The following is an 11,729-nucleotide window of genomic DNA, read 5'->3' as shown; positions in this document are numbered from 1 at the left end:
ATTTATGCCACAACCAAGCGTTTTGACATCGAAATCCCTTAAATGGAAATAAAAGCTAGAAGAATCAAATCCTCTAGCTTTATCACTATTCCATCATATTACCTTTTTCTATGGTAAAACAATAAATTCACCTTTATTATTTAAACCAATTTTAACCTGTTGCTCTTTTTCAATGGCTCCTCTTAATAGCTCTTCTGACAATAAGTCTTCGATATTTTTTTGAATGGATCGACGTAAAGGTCGAGCACCGTATTCTGGATCGAAGCCTTCATTAGCTATTTTTTCAATCGCCTTATCTGTTAATGATAGGTGAAGGTCTTGTTCTTTTAGTCGTTTTTGTAATTGTTGTACCATCAATGTCACAATATCTTTCATATGCTCTTTTTCTAAAGAATGGAAGACAATTGTTTCATCAATACGATTTAAAAACTCTGGACGGAAAGCTTTCTTCAATTCTTCGATCACTTTTGATTTCATATCTTTATAGTCTTTTTCCTCATTATCTAAAGCGAAACCAACATATTTATTACGTTTTAATTCGCTTGCCCCAACATTGGACGTCATGATGATAACTGTATTACGGAAATCAACCACTCTTCCTTTTGAATCAGTTAAGCGACCATCTTCTAGCACTTGTAAAAGAATATTAAATACTTCTGGATGTGCTTTTTCCACCTCATCTAATAGAACAACAGAGTAAGGCTTACGACGAACTTTTTCAGTTAATTGTCCACCTTCGTCGTATCCAACATATCCTGGTGGTGAACCAACCAAGCGTGAAGTTGCATGTCTCTCCATATACTCAGACATATCAATACGGATCATCGCATCTTCATCTGCAAACATTACTTCTGCTAACGCACGAGCAAGTTCCGTTTTACCTACACCCGTTGGTCCTAAGAAAATAAACGAACCAATTGGACGTTTTGGATCTTTTAAACCTGCACGAGCACGTCGTATTGCTTTAGCAACTGCATTAACCGCTTCCGACTGCCCGATAACGCGGTCATGAAGGATTTTTTCCATATTTAGAAGTCGATCAGTTTCATCTTTTGTTAATTTAGAAACAGGTACTCCCGTCCATGTAGACACAACTGCAGCAATATCTTCCATGGTAACTTCTGAATCTGTTTGCCCTTGTTTTTCTTTCCATTGATTTTTCGTTGTTTCTAATTCTTCGCGGAAACGTTGCTCCGAATCTCGTAAAGATGCAGCTTTTTCAAATTCTTGGCTTTGTACCGCCGCGTCTTTTTCTTTACGAACTTCATCTAGTTTCTGTTCCAACTCTTTTAAGTTTGGTGGAACAGTATAAGAGCGTAACCTTACTTTTGATCCTGCTTCGTCGATTAAGTCAATCGCTTTATCTGGCAAGAATCGATCGGTAATATAACGATCAGATAGTGAAGCTGCTGCTTCGATCGCTTCGTCAGTAATGGTTACACGGTGATGCGCTTCATAACGATCACGTAATCCATTTAGAATTTGAATGGTTTCTTCCAATGTTGGTTCATCTACTTGAATTGGTTGGAAACGTCGTTCTAATGCAGCGTCTTTTTCAATATATTTCCGATATTCATCAAGTGTAGTTGCACCAATACATTGTAATTCTCCACGTGCAAGAGATGGTTTGAGGATGTTTGAAGCATCAATAGCCCCTTCTGCTCCTCCAGCTCCGATAAGCGTGTGTAACTCATCAATGAATAGAATAATATTACCTGCCTGGCGAATTTCTTCCATTACTTTCTTCAAGCGGTCTTCGAATTCACCACGATATTTTGTACCGGCAACAACTGTCCCCATGTCTAATGTCATTACTCGTTTATCACGTAAGGTTTCTGGAACTTCATTGTCTATAATTTGTTGTGCAAGTCCTTCGGCGACAGCCGTTTTACCTACACCAGGTTCCCCTATCAAAACAGGATTGTTCTTTGTACGACGGCTAAGCACTTGAATCACTCGTTCAATTTCTTTAGAGCGACCAATTACTGGGTCAATTTTGCCCTCTTTGGCACTAACTGTTAAATCTCGAGCTAATGAATCCAATGTTGGTGTGCTTGCATTTGACTGTTGTCCTGAACGCCCTTGACGACCAGCTTGTGATTCATTGCTACCTAGTAGTTGGAGAACTTGTTGTCTTGCTTTATTAAGACTTACACCTAGATTATTAAGTACTCTAGCAGCTACTCCTTCTCCTTCTCTAATCAATCCAAGTAGAATATGCTCTGTACCTACATAAGAGTGACCTAGTTTTCGTGCTTCATCTTGAGAAAGTTCAACTACTTTTTTGGCACGAGGTGTATAGTGAATCGATTGTGTAGGTTGTTTTCCTACTCCGATTAATTTCTCTACTTCTTCTTGTATTTTGGATACTTCTAGACCTAGAGATTGTAGAGCTTTTGCTGCAATTCCTTCTCCTTCTCGTACAAGTCCTAGCAAAATGTGTTCTGTACCAATGTTATTATGTCCTAAACGTACTGCTTCTTCCTGTGATAGTGCGAGTACTTTTTGTGCTCTTTCTGTAAAGCGTCCAAACATCATAAGGATTTTCCTCCTATTATTCTGAGATTTAATCGATATCGGTAGGTCGAATATCGGCTATATATTTAAATGTGATTATACGTAGAAACAAAAGCCTTCTAACTTATTCCTTGTATTCATTATCTCTAAACATTTATACATACGTTACTCTTCTAGCTTCAATCTCTCTCGAATCACCGATGCACGTAAAACATCTCGCTCATCTGGCCGTAGAGATCGATTCGCATAATGTTGTAAGAAACCTGGTTGCGTTAGAACCATTAATTCATTCAGAATGTTACCAGAAGTGTTGTCTATCAATCCCAGGTCAATTCCAAGTCGAACATCCGAAATACACTTAGATGCTTCTTTAGAGTCAATAATACGGCTATATGCTAGTGTCCCGTACGATCGGAAAATACGATCCTCTAACTTTTTCCCTGTTCTTTCTAGTATATGATTACGTGCCATTCGTTCATGCTCAATAAGTTGATGAACGACACTTTCTAGATCATCTACAATATCTTGTTCGGATTTACCTAAGGTGATTTGGTTAGAAACTTGAAATATATTTCCGAGCGCTTCGCTTCCCTCTCCATATATACCTCTAACGACTAACCCAAATTGACTTATTGCAGGGATTAGACGATTAATCTGTTTGGTAAGAACCAATGCAGGCAAGTGCATCATTACGGAAGCTCTCATTCCTGTTCCAACATTCGTTGGACAACTTGTTAAATACCCTTTTGTCTCATCAAATGCATAATCCACTTTTTCTTCTAACCAATCATCTAATGCGAATGATTGCTCTAAAGCTGTTTTTAATTGAAGACCTGGATAATATACTTGTATGCGAAGATGGTCTTCCTCATTAACCATTATAGAGACTTGCTCATTTTCCGAAATTAATGTAGCAGCAAAATCGGAATGTTTTATTAAATGTGGACTTATTAAATGTTTTTCTACTAGCACACTTTTTTCAACTGGTGATAAATCTGTCAAAGGAACATACTGCAAATCTTTATACGTTTGAAAAGATTTATTTGCATATTCATCTCGAATAAATTCTTGAATCTCAACTAATTTTTCTTCCTTAGCTAATATAGGATAAGTTTGGTTGGCAAAATTTCTTGCAAGTCTTATCCGACTACTCATTACGATGTCTTTATCAGGACCTTCTTCGCGCATCCAAGGGCTAATTGCTTGATCAATAAATTTATCTAATGTCATTGATCATCACCCTCTTTCGAATCATCTTCCTGAGAAGCTTTTGCTTGCAAAGCCTTAATCTTATCTCTATATTCAGCCGCTTTTTCAAACTCTTCATCATCAATAAACTTTTTTAATTCTTGTTTATACATTTCAATCTGTCGTCTAGTTTTTAAGTTTGTTCCTGTACGTTTAGGAATCTTTCCGTTATGCTTAGTATTTCCCGCATGAACCCTGCGAAATATTGGTTCAACTTTTTGTGCAAATGAAGAATAACAATTAGCACAACCGAATTTTCCTATTTTTTTAAACTCAGAAAAAGTCATGCCACATGAAGAGCATGTCACTTCTTTTAACTGTTTCGTTTGATTGGCACTTGTTGAATTCATATTTAATGTCTCTACATTAAATAATCCAGTGAGTAAGTCATGCAGGGAATACCCTTCTTCAGGAAATGTAACATAACCTTTTTTCTTTGCACACGTCTCACACAGACTTAACTTTCTTTCCTCTCCATTAATTACATGTTTAAAGTGAAGTGTCGCTGGGTTTTCATGACATTCTTGGCATTCCAAAATCCATTCCCCCTTACATGAATTATTTATTCAAATATTTAAGTGTTGTTAACATAGAGATTAAAATTCGAGCACGAATTTCATCTCTAATTGGTAATTGAAACGCAAGTGTCGTTCTATCAATTGCTGAAACCATCAGTTTAGCTTCTCGTTCAGTAACTAAATCCTCTTCCAGTAATCTTTCCAAAATATCAATTGCTGATCGCTGTGGGATAGAGTCACCAATTAATTGTATAATCTCATCAATTAATACAGACTGACTTTGATGCTGAATTCGCATTATCCGAATATATCCACCGCCACCACGTTTACTCTCAACAATATATCCTTTCTCTATTGTAAATCTTGTATTAATTACATAATTAATTTGAGATGGTACACATTGAAATTGATCCGCAATCTCACTTCGTTTAATTTCAATAACATCTTTTCCTTGTGATTGTAAAACTTTCTTTAAATACTGCTCGATTATGTCAGATATATTGCTCATAATTTGCACCTCATATCTTATAAAGATGTAAATTTGTTTTTGACTTTGACTATCTTTGACTATATTTTTATTATACGCTAATTAAATAAACTTGCAAATAGATTACATATCTTATTTTAGACAAATAATACTAAAATCAAAACAAAAACCTTATATCGTAAAAGACCTTTTTTAAAGAATCTCTTACGATATAAGGTTAATTTAGTTTAGATACATTTTGGACAGAGTCCATATTGGATATTTCATCGAATACATTCATCAATTCGTTATTTTTTCTTATATTGGTCCAAACATGTATTTTTCTTTGTCCACCTTCAAGTGTTTGAATCTCAACCCGTTTCACGGTAAAATGATATTTTTCAATTACTTCTACAGCTCTAGATAGATGAAATCCATCAGAAGCAATGATTTCTAAGAAGTTGCTAGACTTATACTTTGGAAAAAGATTTTCTATTTGATTTAGGAAAATTAAACTCACAAGAATAATAAGGGTAGCTACAATAGCGACACTATACATACCTGCACCAATTACCAAACCAATACCTGCTACAGTCCAAATAGATGCTGCTGTAGTAAGGCCTCGTATTGTACCTCCATATACTATAATAGTTCCAGCCCCTAGAAAACCTATTCCACTAATGACATAAGAAGGAATACGTGCTGGGTCAAATTGAACATTATCATGCATTTCCATAAAACTCAAAAATCCAAAAAGTGATAAAATCATCATTAGACAAGATCCAACACCCACTAATATATGTGTTCGAAAACCTGCTGAATGATTATTAATTTCACGTTCAAAACCAATTAACCCAGATAATATTAATGCAATGAATAATCTACCAGCAATAACTAAAAAATCTTCTCCTACTAAATATTCCACTAAGGAAGTCATGCATTTTCCTCCCCTCTTTATTTGTTAACCAACTATATAATTATGCTTTTATTTTATATCGTATGAATATCTAGTTATAACAAAAAGAGTTAAGCAAATAATGCTTAACTCTTTTTCGTTGCCTGGCGGCGTCCTACTCTTGCAGGGGCAAAGCCCCAACTACCATCGGCGCTGAAGAGCTTAACTTCTGTGTTCGGCATGGGAACAGGTGTGGCCTCTTCGCTATCGCTACCAGACTTTCGTATAATATGTAGTCCAAAAAAATAAGGACAAGTTATATTATATGCATTTCTTAGACAAAATGCAACACTTTTTTAGGATTGTACCCTAAAAACTAAATAAGAGTAACGTGACATCAATATAAGAACTTAGATAAGTCCTCGATCAATTAGTATCCGTCAGCTGCACGTGTCGCCACGCTTCCACCTCGGACCTATCAACCTCATCGTCTCTGAGGGATCTTACTCACTCGAAGTGATGGGAAGTTTCATCTTGAGGGGGGCTTCATGCTTAGATGCTTTCAGCACTTATCCTTACCACACGTAGCTACCCAGCCATGCTCCTGGCGGAACAACTGGTACACCAGCGGTGTGTCCATCCCGGTCCTCTCGTACTAAGGACAGCTCCTCTCAAACTTCCAACGCCCACGACGGATAGGGACCGAACTGTCTCACGACGTTCTGAACCCAGCTCGCGTACCGCTTTAATGGGCGAACAGCCCAACCCTTGGGACCGACTACAGCCCCAGGATGCGATGAGCCGACATCGAGGTGCCAAACCTCCCCGTCGATGTGAACTCTTGGGGGAGATAAGCCTGTTATCCCCGGGGTAGCTTTTATCCGTTGAGCGATGGCCCTTCCATGCGGAACCACCGGATCACTAAGCCCGACTTTCGTCCCTGCTCGACTTGTAGGTCTCGCAGTCAAGCTCCCTTCTGCCTTTACACTCTACGAATGATTTCCAACCATTCTGAGGGAACCTTTGGGCGCCTCCGTTACTCTTTGGGAGGCGACCGCCCCAGTCAAACTGCCCGCCTGACACTGTCTCCGAACCGGATCACGGTCCTGGGTTAGAATGTTCATACAGCGAGGGTGGTATCCCACGGGTGCCTCCACGTAAGCTAGCGCTCACGCTTCAAAGGCTCCCACCTATCCTGTACAAGCTGCACAAACATTCAATATCAGGCTACAGTAAAGCTCCACGGGGTCTTTCCGTCCTGTCGCGGGTAATGCGCATCTTCACGCATAGTATAATTTCACCGGGTCTCTCGTTGAGACAGTGCCCAAGTCGTTGCACCTTTCGTGCGGGTCGGAACTTACCCGACAAGGAATTTCGCTACCTTAGGACCGTTATAGTTACGGCCGCCGTTTACTGGGGCTTCGGTTCAAAGCTTCGCTCCGAAGAGCTAACTCGTCCCCTTAACCTTCCAGCACCGGGCAGGTGTCAGCCCCTATACTTCGCCTTTCGGCTTCGCAGAGACCTGTGTTTTTGCTAAACAGTCGCTTGGGCCTATTCACTGCGGCTCCTCCTATGAAGGAGCACCCCTTCTCCCGAAGTTACGGGGTCATTTTGCCGAGTTCCTTAACGAGAGTTCTCCCGCTCACCTTAGGATTCTCTCCTCGCCTACCTGTGTCGGTTTGCGGTACGGGCACCTATGATCTAACTAGAGGCTTTTCTTGGCAGTGTGAAATCCGGAACTTCGGTACTCAATTTCCCTCCCCATCACAGCTTGAAATTGCCAGACGGATTTGCCTATCTGACTTTCTCACTGCTTGGGCGCACACGTCCATCGGTGCGCATTCCTTATCCTACTGCGTCCCCCCATCGCTCAAACAATCATGAGGTGGTACAGGAATATCTACCTGTTGTCCATCGCCTACGCCTATCGGCCTCGGCTTAGGTCCCGACTAACCCTGAGAGGACGAGCCTTCCTCAGGAAACCTTAGGCATTCGGTGAAAGAGATTCTCACTCTTTTTTCGCTACTCATACCGGCATTCTCACTTCTAAGCGCTCCACCAGTCCTCACGGTCTGACTTCGCAGCACTTAGAACGCTCTCCTACCATTGTTCGTAAGAACAATCCGCAGCTTCGGTGATACGTTTAGCCCCGGTACATTTTCGGCGCAGAGTCACTCGACCAGTGAGCTATTACGCACTCTTTAAATGGTGGCTGCTTCTAAGCCAACATCCTGGTTGTCTGGGCAACTCCACATCCTTTTCCACTTAACGTATACTTTGGGACCTTAGCTGGCGGTCTGGGCTGTTTCCCTTTCGACTATGAACCTTATCACCCATAGTCTGACTCCCAAGTTTAAGTAACTGGCATTCGGAGTTTGACTGAATTCGGTAACCCGGTAGGGGCCCCTAGTCCAATCAGTGCTCTACCTCCAGTACTCATCATCTTGAGGCTAGCCCTAAAGCTATTTCGGAGAGAACCAGCTATCTCCGTGTTCGATTGGCATTTCACCCCTACCCACACCTCATCCCCGCATTTTTCAACATACGTGGGTTCGGGCCTCCAGTCAGTGTTACCTGACCTTCACCCTGGACATGGGTAGATCACACGGTTTCGGGTCTACGACCACATACTATATTCGCCCTATTCAGACTCGCTTTCGCTGCGGCTCCGTGTCTTCCACTTAACCTTGCATGGGATCGTAACTCGCCGGTCCATTCTACAAAAGGTACGCCGTCACCCATTAACGGGCTTCGACTACTTGTAGGCACACGGTTTCAGGTTCTATTTCACTCCCCTTCCGGGGTGCTTTTCACCTTTCCCTCACGGTACTGGTTCACTATCGGTCACTAGGGAGTATTTAGCCTTGGGAGATGGTCCTCCCGGATTCCGACGGAATTCCACGTGTTCCGCCGTACTCAGGATACACTCCGGAGGAAATTCCTTTTCAATTACAGGGCTGTTACCTTCTTCGGCTGACCTTTCCAGATCGATTCATTTAAAGAATTTCTTTGTAACTCCAAAGGAGTGTCCTACAACCCCAGAAAGCAAGCTTTCTGGTTTGGGCTCTTTCCGTTTCGCTCGCCGCTACTCAGGAAATCGAGGTTTCTTTCTCTTCCTCCAGGTACTGAGATGTTTCAGTTCCCCGGGTCTGCTCCCTATACCCTATGTATTGAGGTATAGGTACTGCTCCATTACGAACAGTGGGTTTCCCCATTCGGAAATCCCCGGATCAAAGTTTACTTACAACTCCCCGAGGCATATCGGTGTTAGTCCCGTCCTTCGTCAGCTCCTAGTGCCAAGGCATCCACCGTGCGCCCTTATTCACTTAACTAAGTTATTTCAGTAAATAAGCGTGCTAATTTAATAGCCTTGTTTCAAAAAAATAATCTAGCTTCAGCTCCTATTAAAAATAGTTGCTTCAGCTTTCTAATTTGATGTCGTTGTTACTCTTATTTAGTTTTCAAGGTACAATGTAGTAACTTCTGTAAAAGAAGTTTATTCAATCGAGAGATTGCTCTCTCAAAACTGAACCAAACAACCAAGTACGATTCCGTAATAATCCTTAGAAAGGAGGTGATCCAGCCGCACCTTCCGATACGGCTACCTTGTTACGACTTCACCCCAATCATTAGTCCCACCTTCGGCGGCTGGCTCCTTACGGTTACCTCACCGACTTCGGGTGTTACCAACTCTCGTGGTGTGACGGGCGGTGTGTACAAGGCCCGGGAACGTATTCACCGCGGCATGCTGATCCGCGATTACTAGCGATTCCGGCTTCATGTAGGCGAGTTGCAGCCTACAATCCGAACTGAGAATGGTTTTGTGGGATTTGCTTGACCTCGCGGGTTCGCTTCCCTTTGTTCCATCCATTGTAGCACGTGTGTAGCCCAGGTCATAAGGGGCATGATGATTTGACGTCATCCCCACCTTCCTCCGGTTTGTCACCGGCAGTCACCTTAGAGTGCCCAACTTAATGCTGGCAACTAAGATCAAGGGTTGCGCTCGTTGCGGGACTTAACCCAACATCTCACGACACGAGCTGACGACAACCATGCACCACCTGTCACTCTGTCCCCGAAGGGAAAACTCTATCTCTAGAGTGTTCAGAGGATGTCAAGACCTGGTAAGGTTCTTCGCGTTGCTTCGAATTAAACCACATGCTCCACCGCTTGTGCGGGCCCCCGTCAATTCTTTTGAGTTTCAGCCTTGCGGCCGTACTCCCCAGGCGGAGTGCTTAATGCGTTAACTTCAGCACTAAGGGGCGGAAACCCCCTAACACCTAGCACTCATCGTTTACGGCGTGGACTACCAGGGTATCTAATCCTGTTCGCTCCCCACGCTTTCGCTCCTCAGCGTCAGTTACAGACCAGAGAGTCGCCTTCGCCACTGGTGTTCCTCCACATCTCTACGCATTTCACCGCTACACGTGGAATTCCACTCTCCTCTTCTGCACTCAAGTTCCCCAGTTTCCAATGCACGTTTACGGTTGAGCCGTAAGATTTCACATCAGACTTAAAGAACCGCCTGCGAGCGCTTTACGCCCAATAATTCCGGACAACGCTTGCCACCTACGTATTACCGCGGCTGCTGGCACGTAGTTAGCCGTGGCTTTCTGGTTAGGTACCGTCAAGGTACTATCAGTTACTATAGTACTTGTTCTTCCCTAACAACAGAGTTTTACGATCCGAAAACCTTCATCACTCACGCGGCGTTGCTCCGTCAGACTTTCGTCCATTGCGGAAGATTCCCTACTGCTGCCTCCCGTAGGAGTCTGGGCCGTGTCTCAGTCCCAGTGTGGCCGATCACCCTCTCAGGTCGGCTACGCATCGTCGCCTTGGTAAGCCGTTACCTTACCAACTAGCTAATGCGCCGCAGGCCCATCTGTAAGTGACAGCAAAAGCCGCCTTTCAACTTCTCATCAGGAGATGAAAAGTGTTATCCGGTATTAGCTCGCGTTTCCACGAGTTATCCCAGTCTTACAGGCAGGTTGCCTACGTGTTACTCACCCGTCCGCCGCTCATTCCATTATCGTCAACTCCGAAGAGAATCAAATAATTTCATGCGCTCGACTTGCATGTATTAGGCACGCCGCCAGCGTTCGTCCTGAGCCAAGATCAAACTCTCCATAAAAGTTGTGTTTCTTGTGCTTCAGAAGTCAACTTCTGACTTCATTTCTTTTTAAGAAAAACGAGGTGTTTTTCTTCTTTCGTACTGGTTGTTTTGTTCAGTTTTCAAAGAGCAATTTCGTTGTCGCCTCCAAAACAGCGACTTTATAAATTTAACATTTTCTCCAAATCTTGTCAATAACTTTTTTAAAAGTTTTTTAAGAAATGGTGGAGCCTAGCGGGATCGAACCGCTGACCTCCTGCGTGCAAGGCAGGCGCTCTCCCAGCTGAGCTAAGGCCCCTTTATTTAAATATATTTCATGGTCGGGAAGACAGGATTCGAACCTGCGACCCCTTGGTCCCAAACCAAGTGCTCTACCAAGCTGAGCTACTTCCCGATGGCGCGCCTGAGAGGAGTCGAACCCCTAACCTCTTGATCCGTAGTCAAACGCTCTATCCAATTGAGCTACAGGCGCGAATGGTGCCGAGGACCGGAATCGAACCGGTACGGTAGTCACCTACCGCAGGATTTTAAGTCCTGTGCGTCTGCCAGTTCCGCCACCCCGGCAGGGTTGGAGCGGAAGACGGGATTCGAACCCGCGACCCCCACCTTGGCAAGGTGGTGTTCTACCACTGAACTACTTCCGCATTGGCAAATTTCTAAATGGTGCGGGTGAAGGGACTTGAACCCCCACGTCCGAAGACACTAGATCCTAAGTCTAGCGCGTCTGCCAATTCCGCCACACCCGCAAAATGGTGAGCCATGAAGGATTCGAACCTTCGACCCTCTGATTAAAAGTCAGATGCTCTACCGACTGAGCTAATGGCTCGTACAACTTAAATTTATTCACCATTCGTTAATATTCTGTTAGAAAAAGTGGTGCCGGCCAGAGGACTTGAACCCCCAACCTACTGATTACAAGTCAGTTGCTCTACCAGTTGAGCTAGGCCGGCGTGGTGGAGGATGCAGGGCTCGAAC

General features: G+C 43.2%; 5 protein-coding genes, 9 tRNA genes and 3 rRNA genes (1 of these 17 only partly in view). All 17 read right to left on the bottom strand.

The window, feature by feature from the left end; genetic code table 11:
* Positions 1-108: 108 nt before the first annotated feature.
* Positions 109-2,538, bottom strand: a complete 2,430-nt coding sequence (gene clpC, locus OB_RS00625) for an ATP-dependent protease ATP-binding subunit ClpC (protein ID WP_011064496.1) — start codon at positions 2,536-2,538, stop codon at positions 109-111.
* A 144-nt stretch (positions 2,539-2,682) separates the two neighbouring features.
* Positions 2,683-3,747 carry a protein arginine kinase gene (locus tag OB_RS00620; RefSeq protein ID WP_011064495.1) on the bottom strand — a complete coding sequence of 355 codons (1,065 nt, stop codon included), beginning with the start codon at positions 3,745-3,747 and terminating at the stop codon, positions 2,683-2,685.
* On the bottom strand, positions 3,744-4,301 hold the full coding sequence (locus OB_RS00615; protein ID WP_011064494.1) for a UvrB/UvrC motif-containing protein: 558 nt from the start codon (positions 4,299-4,301) through the stop codon (positions 3,744-3,746). Before OB_RS00615 ends, OB_RS00620 begins: the two co-directional genes overlap by 4 nt.
* Before the next feature lie 22 nt (positions 4,302-4,323).
* Positions 4,324-4,791 (bottom strand): CtsR family transcriptional regulator, encoded by a 468-nt coding sequence (locus OB_RS00610; protein WP_011064493.1) that lies wholly within the window; start codon positions 4,789-4,791, stop codon positions 4,324-4,326.
* Positions 4,792-4,987: 196 nt separating this feature from the next.
* A complete protein-coding gene (locus OB_RS00605; RefSeq protein ID WP_011064492.1) occupies positions 4,988-5,686 on the bottom strand; it encodes an MgtC/SapB family protein in 699 nt (232 codons plus the stop codon).
* Positions 5,687-5,806: 120 nt separating this feature from the next.
* Positions 5,807-5,922: ribosomal RNA gene (gene rrf, locus OB_RS00600) — 5S ribosomal RNA — on the bottom strand.
* A gap of 132 nt (positions 5,923-6,054) precedes the next feature.
* Positions 6,055-8,976: ribosomal RNA gene (locus OB_RS00595) — 23S ribosomal RNA — on the bottom strand.
* Positions 8,977-9,211: 235 nt separating this feature from the next.
* Positions 9,212-10,775, bottom strand: a 16S ribosomal RNA gene (locus tag OB_RS00590).
* Together the 16S, 23S and 5S rRNA genes with 9 tRNA genes alongside form the textbook arrangement of a ribosomal RNA operon.
* Positions 10,776-10,976: 201 nt before the next feature.
* Positions 10,977-11,052: transfer RNA gene (locus OB_RS00585), tRNA-Ala, on the bottom strand.
* Positions 11,053-11,071: 19 nt separating this feature from the next.
* Positions 11,072-11,148: transfer RNA gene (locus tag OB_RS00580), tRNA-Pro, on the bottom strand.
* A gap of 1 nt (position 11,149) precedes the next feature.
* Positions 11,150-11,226: transfer RNA gene (locus OB_RS00575), tRNA-Arg, on the bottom strand.
* A 3-nt stretch (positions 11,227-11,229) separates the two neighbouring features.
* Positions 11,230-11,318: transfer RNA gene (locus tag OB_RS00570), tRNA-Leu, on the bottom strand.
* Between the two features lie 5 nt (positions 11,319-11,323).
* Positions 11,324-11,398, bottom strand: a tRNA-Gly gene (locus OB_RS00565).
* Positions 11,399-11,415: 17 nt separating this feature from the next.
* A tRNA-Leu gene (locus OB_RS00560) sits at positions 11,416-11,500 on the bottom strand.
* A gap of 4 nt (positions 11,501-11,504) precedes the next feature.
* Positions 11,505-11,580 (bottom strand) — tRNA-Lys (locus tag OB_RS00555).
* A gap of 48 nt (positions 11,581-11,628) precedes the next feature.
* Positions 11,629-11,704: transfer RNA gene (locus OB_RS00550), tRNA-Thr, on the bottom strand.
* 1 nt (position 11,705) lies between these two features.
* Positions 11,706-11,729: transfer RNA gene (locus OB_RS00545), tRNA-Val, on the bottom strand; it runs 52 nt beyond the window's last position.

The sequence above is a fragment of the Oceanobacillus iheyensis HTE831 genome, assembly GCF_000011245.1.
In the GTDB taxonomy this organism is placed as follows: domain Bacteria; phylum Bacillota; class Bacilli; order Bacillales; family Amphibacillaceae; genus Oceanobacillus; species Oceanobacillus iheyensis.
Note: the sequence above shows the minus strand (reverse complement) of the source record. Positions and strands in the feature narration are given on the sequence as shown.